16 protein-coding genes are annotated in these 19,374 nt (G+C 49.6%); 8 read left to right on the forward strand and 8 right to left on the reverse strand.

Features of this window, described 5'->3' with window-relative positions; all coding sequences use genetic code 11:
- Positions 1 to 363: 363 nt before the first annotated feature.
- From ACN0TT_RS12410 to ACN0TT_RS12430, 5 genes are all read right to left on the reverse strand, one after another.
- Positions 364 to 1,818 carry a capsule assembly Wzi family protein gene (locus ACN0TT_RS12410; RefSeq protein WP_417762500.1) on the reverse strand — a complete coding sequence of 485 codons (1,455 nt, stop codon included), beginning with the start codon at positions 1,816 to 1,818 and terminating at the stop codon, positions 364 to 366.
- Positions 1,819 to 1,860: 42 nt separating this feature from the next.
- Positions 1,861 to 2,352 carry a pantetheine-phosphate adenylyltransferase gene (gene coaD / locus ACN0TT_RS12415; protein WP_417762474.1) on the reverse strand — a complete coding sequence of 164 codons (492 nt, stop codon included), beginning with the start codon at positions 2,350 to 2,352 and terminating at the stop codon, positions 1,861 to 1,863.
- A 101-nt stretch (positions 2,353 to 2,453) separates the two neighbouring features.
- Positions 2,454 to 3,512 (reverse strand): hypothetical protein, encoded by a 1,059-nt coding sequence (locus ACN0TT_RS12420; RefSeq protein ID WP_417762475.1) that lies wholly within the window; start codon positions 3,510 to 3,512, stop codon positions 2,454 to 2,456.
- Positions 3,509 to 4,618 carry a glycosyltransferase gene (locus ACN0TT_RS12425; RefSeq protein ID WP_417762476.1) on the reverse strand — a complete coding sequence of 370 codons (1,110 nt, stop codon included), beginning with the start codon at positions 4,616 to 4,618 and terminating at the stop codon, positions 3,509 to 3,511. The genes ACN0TT_RS12420 and ACN0TT_RS12425 overlap by 4 nt, the downstream gene beginning before the upstream one ends.
- A 103-nt stretch (positions 4,619 to 4,721) precedes the next feature.
- Positions 4,722 to 5,768: a glycosyltransferase family 9 protein gene (locus ACN0TT_RS12430; RefSeq protein ID WP_417762477.1), complete on the reverse strand. Its 1,047-nt coding sequence runs from the start codon at positions 5,766 to 5,768 to the stop codon at positions 4,722 to 4,724.
- Positions 5,769 to 5,853: 85 nt separating this feature from the next.
- On the opposite strand from ACN0TT_RS12430, the gene ACN0TT_RS12435 reads away from it, so the two are divergent.
- Positions 5,854 to 6,582, forward strand: a complete 729-nt coding sequence (locus tag ACN0TT_RS12435; protein WP_417762478.1) for a 3-deoxy-D-manno-octulosonic acid kinase — start codon at positions 5,854 to 5,856, stop codon at positions 6,580 to 6,582.
- A 4-nt stretch (positions 6,583 to 6,586) separates the two neighbouring features.
- Here the strand turns inward: ACN0TT_RS12435 and waaA are convergent, their stop codons facing one another.
- The gene (waaA, locus tag ACN0TT_RS12440) at positions 6,587 to 7,858 is read right to left on the reverse strand and encodes a lipid IV(A) 3-deoxy-D-manno-octulosonic acid transferase (protein WP_417762479.1); all 1,272 of its coding nucleotides are present in this window, start codon (positions 7,856 to 7,858) and stop codon (positions 6,587 to 6,589) included.
- A 91-nt stretch (positions 7,859 to 7,949) separates the two neighbouring features.
- Here waaA and ACN0TT_RS12445 point away from each other — a divergent pair, with 91 nt between their 5' ends.
- From ACN0TT_RS12445 to ACN0TT_RS12470, 6 genes are all read left to right on the forward strand, one after another.
- Positions 7,950 to 8,588: a TetR/AcrR family transcriptional regulator gene (locus ACN0TT_RS12445; protein WP_417762480.1), complete on the forward strand. Its 639-nt coding sequence runs from the start codon at positions 7,950 to 7,952 to the stop codon at positions 8,586 to 8,588.
- Positions 8,589 to 8,768: 180 nt separating this feature from the next.
- On the forward strand, positions 8,769 to 9,962 hold the full coding sequence (locus ACN0TT_RS12450; RefSeq protein ID WP_417762481.1) for a glycine C-acetyltransferase: 1,194 nt from the start codon (positions 8,769 to 8,771) through the stop codon (positions 9,960 to 9,962).
- 20 nt (positions 9,963 to 9,982) lie between these two features.
- Positions 9,983 to 11,008, forward strand: a complete 1,026-nt coding sequence (gene tdh, locus ACN0TT_RS12455) for an L-threonine 3-dehydrogenase (protein ID WP_417762482.1) — start codon at positions 9,983 to 9,985, stop codon at positions 11,006 to 11,008.
- Between the two features lie 104 nt (positions 11,009 to 11,112).
- Positions 11,113 to 11,421 (forward strand): thiosulfate sulfurtransferase GlpE, encoded by a 309-nt coding sequence (gene glpE, locus ACN0TT_RS12460; RefSeq protein WP_417762483.1) that lies wholly within the window; start codon positions 11,113 to 11,115, stop codon positions 11,419 to 11,421.
- Entirely contained in the window at positions 11,414 to 12,244 is an 831-nt protein-coding gene (glpG, locus tag ACN0TT_RS12465) for a rhomboid family intramembrane serine protease GlpG (protein WP_417762484.1), read from the forward strand. Before glpE ends, glpG begins: the two co-directional genes overlap by 8 nt.
- Positions 12,245 to 12,369: 125 nt before the next feature.
- Positions 12,370 to 14,118 carry a M1 family metallopeptidase gene (locus ACN0TT_RS12470; protein WP_417762485.1) on the forward strand — a complete coding sequence of 583 codons (1,749 nt, stop codon included), beginning with the start codon at positions 12,370 to 12,372 and terminating at the stop codon, positions 14,116 to 14,118.
- Positions 14,119 to 14,180: 62 nt separating this feature from the next.
- Here ACN0TT_RS12470 and elbB read toward each other — a convergent pair whose 3' ends face one another.
- A complete protein-coding gene (gene elbB, locus ACN0TT_RS12475) occupies positions 14,181 to 14,834 on the reverse strand; it encodes an isoprenoid biosynthesis glyoxalase ElbB (RefSeq protein WP_417762486.1) in 654 nt (217 codons plus the stop codon).
- A 386-nt stretch (positions 14,835 to 15,220) separates the two neighbouring features.
- Here elbB and polA point away from each other — a divergent pair, with 386 nt between their 5' ends.
- Positions 15,221 to 17,980, forward strand: coding sequence for a DNA polymerase I (polA, locus tag ACN0TT_RS12480; RefSeq protein ID WP_417762487.1), 2,760 nt, complete (start codon positions 15,221 to 15,223; stop codon positions 17,978 to 17,980).
- 649 nt (positions 17,981 to 18,629) lie between these two features.
- On the opposite strand, the gene yihA is transcribed toward polA, so the two are convergent.
- A complete protein-coding gene (yihA, locus tag ACN0TT_RS12485; protein WP_417762488.1) occupies positions 18,630 to 19,283 on the reverse strand; it encodes a ribosome biogenesis GTP-binding protein YihA/YsxC in 654 nt (217 codons plus the stop codon).
- Between the last annotated feature and the right edge of the window lie 91 nt (positions 19,284 to 19,374).

Below are 19,374 nucleotides of genomic sequence, written 5' to 3' on the forward strand. Positions count from 1 at the left end.
CTCGGCGCTCATCAAAGCTCAGTGCTATTGGTAGTTGTCGGTTGCTGTTTGGAAATGGCATTTTGGTCGCGGTTAGTGCTGCGCCGCTAACATGTTGATGGCGAAAAAAGGCTGGCATCTGCCATAGCCTTAAGTAATTGAACGATCCTGAGTAGACTTCATAATTGGTCTCAACATTGTTGAGGCCGATTTTTTATACAAACTCTCTACAGAGTTAAAGATTAACGCCGAGTTTTTTGCCAAAAATATCACCTCAATGCGTTAAACAGCAATATCCATCACGCTCTAGAGATAAAAATGTGACTCGCTCTTAAGCGAGTCACATTGGGCATCTGCCAGCATTTTTATTGGATGTCTCACTCGTTAGTAGCGGTATTCATAACTCGCAAATACGCTACCGTCAGAATCACTATCATCCAGTTCATATTCGGAACGACTGGCGCTACCGCCAACGGTCATCATGCCGGAGAGCATCGGCCAACGATAGCTCAGCTCTAGCATCAGCAGTTTTTCTTTAGGAATATCTGGGGTCCAACCGTTATTTATAGATACACCATCGTCATTCAAACGCGCATAACGCAGGTAGGCTTGTAAGCCACGGCTATTTTGATACTGCCCAATCAACCCCAACACCCATACTTTTGCGTCGCTATCATAGGTTGAGCCTAAGGCGCGGCGATAATAACGAGAACCACTCAAATAAGTGCTGTGTTCATAAAAGCAGTTAAACGCATTTGGATTGTCACCACAGGCACGTAAAGTATCTGAATACTCCACAAACACCTTGTAGTTTTGCTGATCATAGTTAAAGCGGGTATCCGCACCGTACAACATGGCACAGTCGGCTAAATCGGTTGGGCTTGGGCCGCTGGAGTCTTCACAGGTACGTTCAACATATAGGCCTACAGGGATATCAAACCAAGTGTCGGCATAACGCAGATCAAAGCCGGCCATCTGGTTACCAATCTTGCTGTCCATTGAAGAGTCGCAATCGACAGTACCGTCTGCACACTCAGTCCCCCCACTCACGGAATCAAAAAAGGTACCTAAGCCACAAGGCTCGCCTTCACCGCATAGTTGCGTAGTCCACGATACGCCAATTTCTAGCTGTTTTAATGGTTTAACGGAACCACGGAAGTTCCACAGCAGCGTATCTTCAATGGCACGGTCATCGTTTTCCCAGCTCACGCCAGTAGTCAAGGTCCATGGACCAATCCATGATAACCATGGCGTCTCAAAACCGTGTGCGTCGTTACGGCTGATCCACAACGACGGCATTGGCCGCGCGTTAGTGGTACGCATCAAGCCTGTATCGTTACCAGGCCCCCACCACTGTGACACAGTGCCAACTGAGATGACCCAGTTGCCAAGCACGCCAGCGACATAAGAGTCATCTAAGCGTAAGCTTTTATCATCCTGCGGATCTAAGGCGCCAGTTACCGCCAACTTGTAAGAAAAACGCGAACCAACATATTCATTGGAAACACGCAATTCCCCTTTCTCGCGATAATCAGACCCGAAGTGTTGGAAGCGCGCAGGATCACTAGCAGCAGAGGCTTTAATACGAGTGTTGGCGACATTATTAACGGCTTGATTGTAGTAATAATTTACGCGTGAAAAGGCTTGGCGCACACTAGGTGCCAGCACTGACGGTTCAGCCTTTGCTAAATCAACGCCGATACCCGACCACATTAAAGGGTAGGTATTCACCGGCACGGTAATCACCCCGGCATCGGCCAACGTTTGAATATCGGCACGTAAATAGACATCTTGGGTATCAACCCATGGTGCGGCCATGGTCATGCTAGAAACTAACATACCGACAACCCAACAACTGATGGCAACAAGTTTTTTCACTGGTTACTTTCCCTGTGACTGAAATTTTTGACTAAGCGCCGTCGCCACTGACGGCGCAACAAACTGACTCACATCACCGCCGTGCAATGCCACTTCCTTCACCAACGTGGATGAAATAAAGCGATTTTCCTCTAACGGCGTTAAAAAAACGCTTTCCAAATCTGGATATAAACGGCGGTTCATACTGGCTAATTGATACTCATACTCGAAATCGGCAACGGCTCGTAAGCCACGAATCAACACCGTTGCTTGTTGCTGCTTAGCTAAATCGACCAATAAGCCAGAGAAGCCAATAACAGTAACATTCGGCACCCCTTGGATCACCTCATTCAGCAAGTCAACGCGTTGCTGCTGCGCAAAACAGGGCTGTTTACTTGGGTTAGCCGCCACCGCCACCACAACCTCGCTAAATAAGCCTGCTGCGCGACGAATGAGATCGGTATGTCCGTTAGTGACAGGATCAAATGTACCGGGATACAGTGCTTTATGCCCCATGATGAACTTATTCCTAGAATACTGATGACGAGAAACCATACAGGCGTTCCCGAGTATGGCTGGCTATTTTGCCATACTTTTATGGCCGATGGGCAGTGAGTTCAACGTGATAGCAGTTGCCGAATTTCGACTAATGCTGCAGCAAGGCCGGCTTGCTGGGGTTCATCGGCCATCGCTCGCAGTAATTGCTGACGAGTTTCCGCCATGAGTAAATGGTGTACTTGCGGTACCAACTCCCCCGTTTGCGCAGCTAATACCAATCCGCGCTGCGCACAGGCTGTAATACGTTGGGGTTGATCCTTCGACACCGCAATGGCAAGGCTCGGCACCTGTAGGGCAATCGCTTGGATCAAGGTATCGCCACCACTCAATACTGCCGCACGCGCACCGGAGAGCAGTTCGACAAAGTGTTGCGTTGGCAGTTGTGCTACCGACTTAACCTCTGCCGTTGAAGGCGGAATAACACCGGGATAGTTACTGCCAAACACCACCACACATGGCATGTTCAGTTGCTGTTGGCATAACAAGGCTTCGCGCCATAATAGCTCTACAGCGAGCTCATCATGCAACTGATGGGCGCCCGAGCCCGCTGAAAACAACAAATAATTTCCAGCAGTTAAGTCCATTGATGCTAATAAACGCGCCTGATGTTCAACATCGGGCTCATCAAAAATGGCACCAACATATTGCGGATGACTATGACCAAAGTGGTTTAACAGCTGACGGCGCCACCAAGGAATCGGTGGTAACAGATAGTGCGGCTGTACGACCAGATGAACGTCGGTATAGCGTGCTCGTCTAATACGCATGCCACGATTACGCTTACGTTTATGTTGACTAAGGAACACCACCTTGGCGCCAAGGCGCTTGGCGTGCTGCAACTGCTGATGCCGCCCAGAAGCATCAAACACCACCACATCGGGACGAAAATTCGAGATGACTTGGTTTACACCAGTAATATCTTTGGTCGGAGAGCAGTCAAGCAAAGTCATCGGGAAAGGGCAGCTAGCGCTATATGACGCATGTCGATTAAGGATAAAGTGAATGTCAGCATCATTTGCTAAACGTTGCGCCAAAATTAATGAACGGGTGTATTCGCCTATCCCTTCGGGAGAGGACACCGGAATAAACAGAACCCGTTTGACCTGCTGCTGACTCACAAAATATCCTTATGTTGCTGTAGCCCTAAAGCGAGGTACGCTTGTACCACTTGATGTTGCTGCGTTTTAGCTAAAATATCGACGGCTAACGAAGATGGCGGTTCGCTCAAGGCACTATCAATCGTCACGGCCAAACCATCAGCATCACCAACGGGGACTAAATACCGAGCTAAATCTCCCGTTAAAATTTCACTCGGACCGTGATGACAATCGGTGCTAACCACTGGCGTACCGAGCGCCAACGCCTCAATCAATACCGTTGGCAACCCCTCATAATCGGAACTCAAAACTAATAACTTAGCGCGTTTAATCCATGGGTAGGGGTTCTGCTGAAAGCCTGGTAATAACAACTGTTCCGCCACATCGGCTTTACGCGCCAGTTTACGCGCTTTTTTAGTATTACCACATAACAAAACGAGGGGTAATTTGTGGGTCAATTTTGCTAATGCGGCGAACAGTACATCATGACGCTTCTGTCGCGCGACTCGCCCAACATGGATAATAAAGTCTTGCTCAGGAATAGCGACATTTTGCTCAGCCGCTAATTGCTCAATTGCTGAAAAATCAAAAGGATTATAGATGGTTGTTACCGATTTTGGCGTAACTAACGAGGAGTGTCGCACCTCTTCGGCAATCCCCTCAGACACAGTCACCAGCTGTTGTCCATTCAGGGCTTTAATCGCCCGGCGCATATCTAACCAGCTAAATAGCCCTAAAGCACGCTGCCGCTTAAGCTCTTGAGACGGTGAGTTGTGTAAGACGCAGTAAAGGGGAGCTACACCTGCTTCAATCATCAGCAGATTGGTTTGATGCAGATTGGAGATAAACAGATCAAAGCGCCCATCCTGCGCTTCAATGTCGGCAACTTTCGCTTTGAGTTGCTTGGCGGCAGTACGATAACGCCAAAAACTATCTAGATTTTTCGCATTTTTAAAACAGTGTGTAACTTGCAACCCCTTGGGGAGCTTATGCTGTACAAATGGCTCCATCACCAACATGTGCACTTGATGCCCTTGTGCCATCAAGCCCTCGGCGAGAGTCAGCATCACCTTTTCCGCACCGCCACCAGCTAAACTATCAATAGCAATCGCTATTCTGCGTCCCATTACCACGACTTCCTTATGCCACGCCTCATTAAAACGCGGTTGACTCTCATTGAATTAGCGGTAGCTATATTTACAAGCACCCACCTTGCTGGCGGCTTAACTTTCAACTTAATTGCTCAGCCACCAGCCGATCAAACAGTTGGCACACAGTATCAACACTAATACGGCTCATCAAATCGCTGCCTTTGGCACGCTTGCCCCAAGGAATATCTTGGCTAGGATGCTGTTCGGCCATCACTTGTTGGTAAACACTGGCCACATAATCGCGATAGAGATAGGGGCCTGTACGGCCGGGGTTAGAGTGTGCATACAAACCAATTACCGGCGTACCTTGGGTCACCGCCATATGTGCTGGGCCAGTATCGGGCGCCAACACCACTGCGGCGCGTTGCAGCACCGCCAGCAGTTGCACTAAGGAGGTTTGCCCCACCAAATTGGTCAACTCAGATTGGCTATGTTTGATGATATTGGCCGCTAAATCTTTTTCTAACTGCGCAGGGCCGCCGCACAGGTACACTTTAAAGCCTTTTGTGACGGCGTAATCAGCAACCGCCGCGTAGCGCTCTGGCAACCAATTACGTTCAGCTTTACTGGCGGCAGCACAAATCACTAACGCTTTCTCTCCATCAGCGATGTTGGTTTGCGCAAACGCCCTGTCAGCCTCAGGGATGGGAATATTCCACGTTGGCGTTAGATCGGTGACACCGATTTTTTCCGCAAAGCCCATAAAGCCTTCTAACACATGCGGCGTAGTTAGCGGTTTAACGCGCGCATTGGTGACCAGCCATTGGCCTTCTTTAGCCCGTTGACGATCAAAACCGATACGCACTTTGGCCTTAATCATTAACGACGCAATGGTTGCCCGAGCCGCCACTTGCATGTGCAGTAGCACATCAAACTTACGCCCACCGAGTTTGCGTTTTAGATCGCCATAGCTTTTCCACCCCAACGATTTATCAAAAATGACAAACTCCACGCCGGGTAGATGCTTTAACAGTTGGTATTCCACCTTGCCGATAACCCAAGTGATCGGCAGCTGCGGATATTGCCGCTGAATGGCCTGTACCATCGACACCGCGTGACACACGTCACCGATTGCTGATAGGCGCAAAATACAGAGAGATTTCATTTGGCTTGGGTCAAAACGCATTGGATTAATCGAGGCTTATTAAGTGCAAGGCACAAATCTTAATGTAGAATGGCGTCAGGTGCTAACGCTTTAGATACACATTAACATGCAGTTAAAAAAAACCGCCCATGGCCAAATCGCATTTTGTGCCGACACCCCGGCAGAGATCAGCCCAGAATGGTTCACTGACACCTTTTGGCGTCAGCAAAACCAGATTATTGGCAGCTCCAGTGGTCGCAATATCACTTGGTTTGTTGAGCACCAAGATCAACGTTGGGCGTTGCGTCACTACTGGCGGGGTGGTTTGATCGCCAAATTGATTAAAGATGCTTATCCATTTTCGAGCTACCACAACACACGGGCATTTGCTGAACTGCAACTGCTCGAACAGCTGTATGAGGAAGGCTTTGCCGTCCCCAAACCAGTGGCCGCCCAAGTAGTGCGCAGCGGCTTACTGTATCGCGCCGATATTCTCACCACGTTACTCCCCAATGCGCAGGATTTAGTGGCCTTATTAGCCGAGCGCGCATTATCCAATGAAGCATGGCAAACACTCGGTCAACTGATCGCCAAATTCCACCTGCGTGGCGTATATCATGCGGATCTCAATGCCAAAAATATTTTGCTGAGTGAACAACAGTTTTACCTGATTGATTTCGATAGAGGCGAACTGCGCGATGCTGCGGCCAGTTGGCAACGCAGCAACATCGAACGGCTACTGCGTTCATTTCACAAAGAAAAAACCAAGCAGCCCACGTTAGCGTTTGATGATGCCTGCTGGCAGCAGCTTATGGCGGGTTACCAGCAAGTGAACCCACTGCCGCTACACAACTGAGCATTCACCGTGACTCCAGTTGCTCCAGTAGCGGGGCCACCACGGCAAACTGGCGCTTTAGCGTACCGCGGTTACGCTCGACCACCGCCAGCCCCGCCTTGCCCGCCTGCGCTTTTTGCTCAGGATGGCTTAACAAGGCAATAACCGCCGCGGCGAGTTCAGCGCCATCAGCAACAATCTGCATTGCACCTTGCTGCTGTAGTGTTTGGCTAATCTCAAGAAAATCGCGATAGTTGGGCCCCTGCAAAATAGGTAAGCCCAACGCCGCCGGTTCCAGCGGGTTATGGCCGCCCATCACAATCAATGAACCGCCCACAAAAGCGACGTCACCACAAGCATACCAACCGAGCATTTCGCCCATGGTATCGCCTAATAATACTTGAGTCGTTTCGATGACCGGTTGCTGCGCACTGCGACGCACAGCATGCAGTCCCGCCTCATTAATCGCGGTGGCCGCATTATCAAACTGCTCAGGATGGCGCGGCACCATGAGCAGTAACGCATCAGGCCAACGCTGCAGAATCTGCTGATGACACTCAAGCACCGCGGTAAACTCACCCGGGTGCACACTGCCAGCCACCCACACCACCGACCGTTGCCACTGCTGCTTCAACGCTAGGTAAGGCGCCAGCTGTGCATTATCAACGCTCAAATCAAACTTTAGACTACCGCATACTTGTACTTTATCTGCCGCGACACCTAAGGCCTTAAAGCGCTCGGCTTCTTCCGCCGTTTGCACCGCAATGGCATCCAACTGTTGTAACATTGGGCCACTTAACTTAGCCCATTTCTGATAACCTGCGGCAGATTTAGCAGACAAACGCGCATTAGCCAAAACAATCTGCGTACCGTGTTGTTTGGCTTGATGCAATAGATTAGGCCACAGCTCGGTTTCCATCACGATCAGTAATTTAGGCTGTACTTGTCGCAGAAAACGGCGAATACACCACGGCAGATCAAACGGCAGATAACAGTGCTGAACACGGTCACCCAGTGCTTTTTGCACCAGTTGCGAACCGGTGGGGCTGGTAGTCGTCACCGTAATGCTAAACTGTGGGTAGTGCTGTTGCAGCGCCTTGATAAACGGAATGGCGGCTTGGGTTTCCCCCATCGACACACTATGCAGCAAAATGTCGGTCGATTTTAGCCGAGTTAAGCCAAAACGTTCGCCCCAACGGCCGCGATAATCCGCGCTTTTGATGGCGCGAATCGTCAAATAAATCAGCAATATTGGCGTAAGCAGGTACAATAAAAACGAGTAGCAAATGCGGTTCATACGCGTTGTCAGTCAAGTCCACCAGCGAAACGCTAATGGTAACATAGACGCGTGCACCGCATAAGCAAGGCCCATTGATTCAAGGATTGCCATGAAAACCCGTGACCGGATTATTCAAGCGAGTCTGCAATTGTTTAACGAACATGGTGAACGCAGTACCACCACTAACCACATCGCCGCGCACTTGGGCATAAGCCCGGGCAACCTGTATTATCATTTCCGCAATAAAGAGGACATCATCCTCAGTATTTTTCAGCAATATGAGCAACATCTGGAATCGGCGTTCGTGCCTTATCATGATGAACCGCTCAACATCGAGCTGCTGATCAAATACTTTGATGCCATCTTCTATGCCCTGTGGCAATTCCGTTTTATATATACCAACTTGGCGGATATTTTGAGCCGTGATGAAGCGCTGAAAGCCCGCTATCTACACGTACAAAACCGCCTGCAAAATCACGTATCTGCCTTGCTAACACAGCTATGCAATGATGGTTTTTTGCAGATTGAGCCAGCCAATATTCCGCCGTTAGCCGATACGGTGAAGATGCTAGTGAGTTTCTGGATCAGCTATCAGTTGACGCAATCCACCATGAAGAGCATCACCAAAAGCACAATTTATGAAGGTGTGGTGCGTTTGCTCATGCTGTTTCGCGCTTATGCCACCAGCAGTTCACTGGAAACCATCACCCGCTTGGAGCGACACTACACCGTATTGGCCTACGATTAACCAAGCGCAAGAGCCCCATTGACCGCATATCAGATTAGCAATATTTATGCTTACTAGCGCCATGCACAAATCTAACTAATAGCGCACAGGCTGAGCTAAAAATCACTGTGGCAGCCGTTTAATTGGGGTTAAAATGCCGCCAATCCACAAGTCAGCATAATCACATAAAGGAGACTGAACGTGGCATCTTCTGCATTCTACCAACAGATCCAACAACAACTCGAACAAACCAAAGCGGACGGTCTTTATAAAAGCGAACGGGTTATCGTGTCGCCACAACAAACCGCCATTACCGTGAATGACGCTAAAGTGATCAACTTCTGCGCCAACAACTATTTAGGTTTGGCGAACCATCCAGCACTGATTGAAGCCGCCAAACAAGGGCTTGATGACCACGGTTTCGGCATGGCGTCTGTACGCTTTATCTGCGGCACCCAAGATATCCATAAACAACTGGAAGCTAAGCTGTCAGCCTTTTTAGGCATGGAAGACACCATTCTGTACTCTTCTTGCTTTGACGCTAACGGCGGCCTGTTTGAAACCCTGCTTGGCGCGGAAGATGCAATTATCTCCGATGCACTCAACCACGCCTCCATCATCGACGGCGTACGTTTGTGTAAAGCCAAACGTTTCCGCTACGCCAACAACGACATGGCCGATTTAGAGCAACAACTGATTGCTGCTAAAGATGCTGGCGCACGCCATATTTTGATTGCCACCGATGGCGTGTTCTCCATGGACGGCGTGATTGCCAACCTCAAAGGCGTATGCGATTTGGCCGACAAGTACGGCGCACTGGTAATGGTCGATGATTCTCACGCAGTGGGTTTTGTTGGCGACAAAGGCCGCGGCACCCACGAATATTGTGAGGTGATGGATCGCGTTGACATCATCACCGGCACACTGGGCAAAGCTCTCGGCGGTGCGTCAGGTGGTTACACTTCAGGCAAAAAAGAAGTCATCGACTGGCTGCGTCAACGCTCACGCCCGTATCTGTTCTCTAACTCTTTGGCACCAGCGATTGTGTCGGCGTCTATCAAGGTATTGGAACTGCTAGAAGACGGCGATACGCTGCGTAATCAACTGCATGCAAACGCGCGTTACTTCCGCGAGCAGATGTCAGCCGCCGGCTTTACTCTGGCCGGCGCCGACCACGCCATCGTGCCAGTGATGATTGGCGATGCCAAACTGGCTGGCGATTTTGCTAACAAACTGCTGCAAGAAAACATCTACGTGATTGGTTTCTCGTTCCCTGTTGTTCCCCAAGGCCAAGCACGTATCCGTACCCAAATGTCTGCTGCGCACACCACCGCGCAGTTGGATCGCGCCATTGCCGCCTTTACCCGTATCGGTAAAGAGATGGGCATTATCTAACGCGACTATTGAGAACTCACATGAAAGCACTAAGCAAATTAAAGCCTGAACAAGGCATCTGGATGGTCGATGTAGAAAAGCCAGCAATGGGCCCGAACGACCTGCTGATCAAGATTCGCAAAACCGCCATTTGTGGCACCGATGTGCATATCTACAACTGGGACGAATGGTCACAAAACACCATTCCGGTACCTATGGTGGTGGGCCACGAGTATGTCGGTGAAGTAGTAGGCGTGGGCAGCGAAGTCCGCGGCTTCAATATTGGTGATCGCGTGTCTGGCGAAGGCCACATCACTTGCGGCCACTGCCGTAACTGCCGCGCGGGTCGTACTCATTTGTGCCGCAACACCTTTGGTGTGGGCGTGAACCGCGAAGGTTGTTTCGCTGAGTATTTGGTGATCCCAGCATTTAACGCCTTCCGTATTCCGGATGATATTAGCGATGACTTAGCCGCTATCTTCGATCCATTCGGTAACGCGGTGCACACCGCGCTGTCGTTTGATCTGGTGGGTGAAGATGTATTGATCACTGGCGCTGGCCCTATCGGCATTATGGCGGTAGCGATTTGTAAACATGTCGGTGCCCGCCACGTGGTGATCACCGATGTCAACGAATACCGCTTGGATTTGGCCCGTAAAATGGGCGCCACACGCGCGGTTAACGTCAGCAAAGACAATCTGAAAGATGTGATGAAAGAGCTGGGAATGACCGAAGGCTTTGACGTCGGATTAGAGATGTCTGGCGTGCCATCGGCGTTTCATGCAATGTTGGACACCATGAACCACGGCGGCAAGATTGCCATGCTGGGTATTCCTGGCGGCCAAATGGCGATTGATTGGAGCAAAGTGATTTTCAAAGGCTTGGTGATCAAAGGCATTTATGGCCGTGAGATGTTTGAGACTTGGTACAAAATGGCCAGTTTGATCCAATCTGGCTTAGATATTTCGCCAATTATCACCCACCAATTTGCGATTGATGACTTCCAAGCAGGCTTTGACGCTATGCGTTCAGGTCAATCAGGCAAAGTGATTCTAAACTGGGAATAACCCTAAGTTAGCATCAACGTCTGTGGGCACTGTACTCACGCAGTGCCCTCAGGCAAAATGTGATCAGCATCAACAAATTAGGCTCCGACACATCAGGTGTAACTATGTCGACTTATAAGATTCTGAACATTACCGAACTCAAACAACGACTGCAGCAAGATGACGCGCTGCAAGTGATTGATATCCGCGACCCCGCCAGTTTTGAGCAGGGGCATATTGCTGGTTCAACCCGCGTGGGCAACGACAACATTGCCCAATTTATGGCAGCAGCTGATTTAGATGCACCACTGGTGGTCGTCTGTTACCACGGCATCAGCAGCCAAGGAGCTGCCGAATATCTGCATCAACAAGGCTTTGACGATATCTATAGCCTTGAAGGTGGCTACACTGCTTGGGCGGCCGCCCATGGTTGAGATTGGTCGGCTGTCATCACCGCGTGCTGTGATGGCACTAACGGATTATCTCAAAAGCCAAGGGATTGAAACCCATCTGGAGCATGTCGCCCAAGGCACTGCTATTTACGTGGTCGATGGTCGTCACGCCACTGCCGCACAACGCGAATTTGCCGCGTTTATCCACAACCCGATGGACCCAAAGTACCTGCAAGCATCGTGGGATGTGGGCGACAGCCAAACCAAACTGGACTACGGCGCTCCAGGACTGCAACTGCTGAGTAATCTCATTACTGGCGCGGGGCCTGTCACACTTATCACCTTGATGACGTGTATCGCCATCTATATTGCCATGCTGTTAGCTCCGGAAGCGATCTATAGTGCCCTAGCGTTTTTTGGGGCAACCTCTGACAGCCATTGGCAATTCTGGCGTCTGTTTACGCCAAGTTTGCTGCACTTCTCGCTGCTGCACATCACCTTTAACATGGTGTGGTGGTGGTATCTGGGCGGACGTATCGAAAACAGCCTCGGCAGTGGCCGTTTATTGCTGCTATTGGTCGTGGCGGGCACCTTGCCAAATATGGCGCAGTTTTTCTTTGATGGCCCCAATTTTGGCGGGCTTTCTGGCGTCGTCTATGGCTTGATCGGTTACAGCTGGGTGATGAGCCAATGGGCACCACAGCGCGGTCTGGTGTTACGACCTGCACTGATGGGCTTTATGCTGCTATCACTGGTACTCGGTTTTAGCGGTATGATGGGCGATAACATTGCCAATAATGCGCACTTAGCGGGGTTACTCGCTGGCCTCGTCCAAGGTGGCATCGATAGTCGCCGTAAAAGCTAACGCAAAAGCTGGCCGAGTTGCTTCACATAATTGAAACGATTGGCAACATTTTAACCGTAGTGGCTACCGCGATAGCACGGCACAATGGTGTTCTGGTTCTCGCATAATAATGATACTCAGCCACCATGAAATCCTACGTCTACTTGCTTGCACCGCTGCTGTCACTCGCCAGTGTCGGCTGCAGTAATCTTAACCACGCCCCTGAACAACCCTTGTATACCGCGCTCACCAAAGCATCCGGTGGCGATATGCCCGCCACTCAGCGTGATCTGCGGTTCAAAAAAGCAGAACTGCATTGGCAAGTGTTTCCTGAAACGGAAACGCTCACCGGTCATGCCGTACTCAGCTTTGTTGCCAAAGCGCCATTGCAGCAAATATCGGTCGACCTTGACCGCGAACTGCCAATCAGCCAAATCAGCTTCAACGACCAACCGTTAACGGCAGCGCAATGGCAAAATCCTGAAGGGCGGGTGTTTATCACCTTGCCAGAACAACTACCGCAGGGCAGTGCATTTACTATTAGTATCGATTACGCTGGTAAACCGCATCAAGCCAAACACGCGCCATGGGATGGCGGCTTTGTGTGGAGTAAAACCCAAGATGGCCAACCTTGGATAGCCACCGCGGTGCAAGGTGAAGGCTGCGATCTATTCTGGCCGTGCATTGACCAACCTATGGGTGAACCCGAAATTGCCGAGCTATTTATTAAAGTACCCGCACCACTCGTGGCCCCCTCTAATGGCAAATTGCTCGGCATGACTGAACAAGATGGTTGGCGCACTTATCATTGGCAAGTAACACAACCCAATACCTATGCAGTTGCCCTCAATATCGGTCCGTATGAAGAGTTACAGACAACCTATCACAGCCGTTACGGTCATCAATATCCGCTGCACTACTGGTATCTCAAAGGGGATAAACAAGCGGCCGAAGGTCTATTTGCTGAATTTCCCAAACAGCTGGAATTTTTTGAACGTTACATCGGCCCTTACCCATTCTGGCAGGACAAAATGGCCGCGGTAAATACGCCCCATTTAGGCATGGAACACCAAACCATCAACGCTTACGGTAATCACTACGCCAAGGAGCTATTTGGCTACGACAGCCTGTTACAGCACGAGTTGGCGCATGAATGGTTTGGTAATCAGCTCACTAATGAAAACTGGGATGATTTCTGGTTACATGAAGGCTTTGCCACCTACATGCAGCCACTCTATGCCGAATACCTGCACGGACAAATGGCTTATGATGCGCAGCTGTACGGTATTCGCGCCAAAATCAGCAACAAGGCACCGATGGTATCTGGCAAGTCCAAAACAGAGGAAGGCGTTTACGATGAGAAACGTGGCCCTGGGCAAGATATCTACAACAAAGGGGCGCTGTTGTTACACACCCTGCGTAATTATCTGGGCGATGAAAAGTTCTTCCGCGCGATTCGTGAGCTGGTTTATGGCACCGCCGATCCACAGCCGGGTAATTTCAAACCGCTCTACAGCAATACCAAAAACTTTATTGCCATCGTCAACCGCGTTAGCGGCCAAGACATGACAGGTTTCTTTCAAACGTATCTCTACCAAGCACAGCTACCGAAACTCAGTAGCCAACGCGAAGGTGATGTACTGAAAATCAGCTGGACACAAACCCAAGGCGATTTTTCGTTACCCGTTGAAGTATTGGTTGATGGACAACTGCGCACGGTGCCAATGCCGCAAGGGCATGGCGAACTGATTGTCGGTAACGCCGACCTTATTCAGCTCGACCCACGGCAAAAGCTGCTTAAAGATGAGCCCTACTTTGCCGAATACCAAGCGTGGCAGCACGCGCAAAAAGAGCAAGCCAAAGCCGCTGAGCAACAAGCAAAGAAAAAGCAGTAATCTTGAATAATGAGTAGAAAATGCCGTGTCAGCTTCACTGTGCACGGCATTTTTATTAACGCTTAAGCGCGTTCAAGCACTTTAGCCACCAGCTTACTAATGCCAGAATGCACTTCAACAATATTGCCCGCCAACATATACGCAGGAGTACTCACCACATTATGCGCGGCATCAACAATCACCTCATCCACCTGCGCGGCTTGATGGTCGCCGCCCATGGCATTAAATGCTGCGGCAGTGTCCACATCAGTGCCAATAGTGCCTTTCACACCGGCACCATACAGCAACGGCATCATGACTGGCGAGATACAAATAAAGCCAACCACTTTCTTAACCTTAATAAAGCTTCCAATAAAATCCGTCACTAATGGGGAAATCTGCGCCTCAGCGCCGTTAACCGCAAAGTCACACAAGTTTTTAGCCGCACCAAATCCACCGGGAATCACTAAACCATCAAATTCGGCGACATCGAGTTCAGTCGTAGCCTTAATCTCTCCTCGAGCAATGCGCGCAGACTCTACCAACACATTACGACTCTCAGTTTCAGCGACCTCACCAACAGCGTGATTAATCACATGCAACTGCGCCATATCCGGCGCAAAACATTGGTAACTGGCCCCCGCTTGCGCTAACGCTAGCAAGGTCAACACCGCTTCATGAATTTCACTTCCGTCAAATACACCGCAGCCACTCAGTAGCACCGCTATTTTCTTCATTAAAAAAAGTCCTCTTATGTCATTTGAGTTTAACAAAAGTGTTATGAAACTGTTGATCCGCTCAAAAATCATGCTAACTTATTCCAACTGTTCCAGCGAGCTCCCTTCAGCGGTCCTCTGCAGTAAATCTGGAAATGGAATTTTAGAAATCCACAGACAGGAAAATTTACCCAAAGTAAAGTACAACGCACAAAAAAAATATTAACCAATTTAAAACAGTATGTTAGCTGTTAGGATGAGTTAGCCTTTCTCCTGTTACCCACGCTGTTATATTTTTCACTCACAGACTTATCCACAGGCTGGGAGGATTTTGTCGTGGCTCAAATTTCCCTTATGTGGCATCCTTTACTGCAAATTCAAATAGCTAAAAAATCGATTTCGACACTATGCCAAAAATCGCTGACAACCCGCTGATCCTCGTTGATGGATCCTCTTATCTTTATCGTGCCTATTATGCACCGCCGCACCTGACCAACTCAAAAGGTGAAGCCACGGGCGCCGTGTATGGGGTTGTCAACATGCTGCGTAGCTTGCTGTCGCACTACACTCCGTCACAGATGGCGGTGGTGTTTGATGCCAAAGGGCCAACCTTCCGTAACGAGATGTATGCCGATTACAAGGCACATCGTCCGCCGATGCCGGATGATCTACGTAGCCAAATCGAACCGCTGCATAAAATTATTAAAGCGCTCGGCTTGCCGTTACTGTGTGTCTCGGGCGTAGAAGCCGATGACGTGATCGGCACATTAGCCTGCCAAGCCAGTAAAGCTGGCCGCGCTATTTTGATCAGCACTGGCGATAAGGACATGGCGCAATTGGTGGATGACAACGTCAACCTGATCAACACCATGACCGACACCATTTTAGGGCCTGAAGAAGTAGTCACAAAGTTTGGCGTTGGCCCAGAGCTGATCATCGATTTGCTGGCTCTGATGGGCGATAAAGCCGATAACATTCCCGGTCTGCCCGGCGTTGGTGAAAAAACCGCGTTAGCCATGCTCACAGGTTTGGGCGGCGTCAGTAAAATTTTGGCAAATCCTGATGATATCACACCGCTCGGATTCCGTGGTGCTAAAACCATGGCACAAAAGATCCGTGATAATGCCGAAATATTGCAGCTATCTTACGAGCTGGCGACCATCAAAACAGACTGTGAGCTAGATATCCAATGGGATGCGCTGGACATTCAGCAGCCTGATCGCGATGAGTTGATCAAACTCTACGGCGAAATGGAATTTAAACGCTGGCTTGGCGAAGTGTTAGATAACAAAGCACCGCAAAATGCCCACAAAGAAACGGCCAGCGCCGAAGATGTTGCAGCAACAGCCGCGGTCGACATCGAATACGACACCATTGTAACCCACGAGCAGTTAGATAGCTGGCTTGAGCAACTCAGTAACGCCGCTGAATTTGCTGTGGATACCGAAACCACCAGCCTCAACTATATGGACGCGGAATTGGTGGGGATTTCATTTGCCGTAGAGCAAGGCAAAGCCGCCTATCTGCCGTTGATGCACGATTACGAAGGTGCGCCGGCACAGCTCGACAAAGCCGAGGTGTTAGCCAAACTCAAACCGATTTTGGAAAATCCAGCCATTGGCAAAATCGGCCAGAACCTCAAATATGACATCAGCATTTTCGCCAACGTGGGAATTACGCTACGCGGGGTACGTTTTGACACTATGCTGGAATCGTACGTGTTCAACTCTGTTGCGTCACGGCACGACATGGATGGTTTGGCACTGAAATATCTCGGCCATAAATGTGTCAGTTTTGAAGAGATTGCAGGCAAAGGTGCCAAGCAGAAAACCTTCAACCAGATTGAGCTAGACACCGCCGCTTACTATGCAGCCGAAGACGCCGACATCACGCTGCGTCTGCACCAACACCTGTGGCCACGGCTCAGCAAAGAAACTGGCCTTTCGACGGTATTTAACGAGATCGAGCTGCCACTGATCACCATTTTGTCGAAAATCGAACGTAATGGTGTACTGATCGATAGCATGCTGCTGGGACAACAAAGCGAAGAACTGGCGCGTAAGATTGATGAGCTAGAACAGAAAGCGTTTGAGATTGCCGGTGAAACGTTCAACTTAGGCTCAACCAAGCAACTACAGCAGCTGTTCTTTGACAAGCTGGGCTATCCGATCATCAAAAAAACCCCAAAAGGTGCGCCATCTACCGCAGAGGAAGTCCTCGTCGAATTGTCACTGGATTACCCACTGCCCAAAGTGATTTTGGAACACCGTAGCCTGACTAAGCTGAAGAGCACTTACACCGACAAACTGCCGATGATGGTCAACGGTAAAACTGGCCGTGTGCATACCAGCTATCACCAAGCCAACGCCGCCACGGGCCGCTTATCATCAAGCGACCCGAACCTGCAGAACATTCCGATCCGCACCGAAGAAGGTCGTAAGATCCGCCAAGCATTTATCGCCCCAACTGGCCGTAAAGTATTGGCCGCCGACTATTCGCAAATTGAGCTGCGGATTATGGCGCATCTCTCCGGTGATGAAGGCTTGTTAACCGCGTTCGCCGAAGGCAAAGATATTCACCGAGCCACCGCTGCCGAGGTATTTGATGTGGCGTTTGAAACCGTCACCTCTGAACAGCGCCGCCGTGCCAAAGCGGTTAATTTTGGCTTGATCTACGGCATGTCTGCTTTCGGTTTAGCGCGCCAACTGGATATTCCGCGTAGCGAAGCCCAAAGCTATATCGATACCTATTTCAAACGTTATCCTGGCGTGATGCGTTATATGGAAGAAACCCGCGCGTTAGCCGCAGAGCAAGGTTATGTGTCAACACTGTTTGGTCGTCGTTTGTATCTGCCAGAGATCAAAGACCGCAATGCGATGCGCCGCCAAGCAGCAGAACGCGCGGCAATTAATGCCCCAATGCAAGGCACAGCAGCAGACATCATCAAAAAGGCCATGATTGCAGTTGATGAGTGGATCACTAGCGAACAGCGCACCGATATCACCATGGTGATGCAAGTACACGATGAATTAGTGTTTGAAGTCGATGAAAACCAAGCTGAGGCACTGAAAGACAAAATCTGCCAACTGATGGCATCCGCAGCGGATCTTAAAGTGCCGCTGCTGGCTGAAGCAGGCTTAGGTGATAGCTGGGAACAAGCACACTAATCAATTGAGCGTACCAATCAACTCCTCCCGAAAGCCATCGTAAGATGGCTTTTTATTTATAATCAGCAAGATAACTACAAAAGTGGTGGTTTTATTCAGCGATCACCGACAGTAATTGTGATCCTATACGCGATTATTGAACTCAAAAACAAAAAACTGTTTTCAAAATACAGATAAATAAGCTATTATTCGCGGCGTAGGGTACAGAGGTTAAGATGTTCTATCTTTCAGACCTTTATTTCACTTTTAGTGATCAGCCAAATAATGGCGCCCCAGCCTCCACACAAGGCTGGGGCTTTTTTTTGCCTAACGTTTAGAGTAATTACTTTAATTTGCCAAAAAGATGCGCTATTCTGGCGCAGAACCGTTAGATCACAGCTTTAACGGTTCTTGAGTCTTGTTGAAATTTGGCTTCTCCCCAAAAGGGGCTAAATGAATTTATGCCGAGTACAGAATATGTCCTCGGCTTTTTTTTGCCTGAACGGCTAGGGGCTGTTTATCTTTGCTGGTTGTTTTTGCAGCAGGCAGCGCGTCGTTTATTCAGCATTCAATGCTTGTGGCGCATAACGACACATTGCATCATTTAGCTAAAACACACGCGGCCAGTTGCCAAAACGTTCAACAACACAGGTCAAAAAGGAGGTGCAGATTATTCTGCGGCAGGAACAGTCTCATCGGCGACAGCTGGGCCAGTAAACCACTCGGACAGCATACTCAGCACTTTCGGCTTACCAGTACCCTTTAACGATGAAAACCCTTCAACGCGCACCGCATCACCAAAGTCGGCTAATGCCTTACGTACATCGTTAACCGTTTTCATGCGGGCGCTTTGTGTCAGCTTGTCTGACTTAGTCAGCAATACCAACACTGGTAGCTGGCTCTCTACCGACCACTGCACCATTTGCATATCTAGGTCTTTCAGTGGATGACGAATATCCATCAACACCACCACACCTTGCAAACATTCACGATGCTGCAGGTACTCACCTAGCGCTTGTTGCCATTTTTGCTTCATCGCCAATGGTACTTGGGCAAAACCATAACCAGGCAAGTCCACTAACCGACAACCTGGCGCAGTTTCAAACACGTTGATCAGCTGCGTACGCCCCGGTGTTTTACTGGTTCTGGCCAAGTTTTTCTGTTCAGTCAATGCATTAAGCGCACTGGATTTACCTGCGTTAGAGCGGCCAGCAAAGGCAATCTCGATGCCTTCATTGCCGGGAATATGCTGTTCGAGGTGCTCAATATCCGGCGCGCTGATCACAAAGTGTGTCTTGCGAAAATCGATGCTTGAGTCAGTCAAGTGAAACTCTCCGTTGCCTAAAAACACCGCAGCCAACATGCGTTGCGGTCAAAATTATGTAAAAATGCGCTCATTAGCCCGTCATTCTAAC

It is taken from the genome of Shewanella sp., assembly GCF_048265805.1.
GTDB lineage: Bacteria > Pseudomonadota > Gammaproteobacteria > Enterobacterales > Shewanellaceae > Shewanella.

Bases quoted from the DNA above. Each gene is read 5' to 3' on its own strand.
- ACN0TT_RS12410 (WP_417762500.1), bottom strand. From the start codon at position 1,818: ATGTTAGTTTCTAGCATGACCATGGCCGCACCATGGGTTGATACCCAA.
- coaD (WP_417762474.1), bottom strand. From the start codon at position 2,352: ATGGGGCATAAAGCACTGTATCCCGGTACATTTGATCCTGTCACTAAC.
- ACN0TT_RS12425 (WP_417762476.1), bottom strand. From the start codon at position 4,618: ATGGGACGCAGAATAGCGATTGCTATTGATAGTTTAGCTGGTGGCGGT.
- ACN0TT_RS12430 (WP_417762477.1), bottom strand. From the start codon at position 5,768: ATGCGTTTTGACCCAAGCCAAATGAAATCTCTCTGTATTTTGCGCCTA.
- ACN0TT_RS12435 (WP_417762478.1), top strand. From the start codon at position 5,854: ATGCAGTTAAAAAAAACCGCCCATGGCCAAATCGCATTTTGTGCCGAC.
- waaA (WP_417762479.1), bottom strand. From the start codon at position 7,858: ATGAACCGCATTTGCTACTCGTTTTTATTGTACCTGCTTACGCCAATA.
- ACN0TT_RS12445 (WP_417762480.1), top strand. From the start codon at position 7,950: ATGAAAACCCGTGACCGGATTATTCAAGCGAGTCTGCAATTGTTTAAC.
- tdh (WP_417762482.1), top strand. From the start codon at position 9,983: ATGAAAGCACTAAGCAAATTAAAGCCTGAACAAGGCATCTGGATGGTC.
- glpE (WP_417762483.1), top strand. From the start codon at position 11,113: ATGTCGACTTATAAGATTCTGAACATTACCGAACTCAAACAACGACTG.
- glpG (WP_417762484.1), top strand. From the start codon at position 11,414: ATGGTTGAGATTGGTCGGCTGTCATCACCGCGTGCTGTGATGGCACTA.
- ACN0TT_RS12470 (WP_417762485.1), top strand. From the start codon at position 12,370: ATGAAATCCTACGTCTACTTGCTTGCACCGCTGCTGTCACTCGCCAGT.
- elbB (WP_417762486.1), bottom strand. From the start codon at position 14,834: ATGAAGAAAATAGCGGTGCTACTGAGTGGCTGCGGTGTATTTGACGGA.
- polA (WP_417762487.1), top strand. From the start codon at position 15,221: ATGCCAAAAATCGCTGACAACCCGCTGATCCTCGTTGATGGATCCTCT.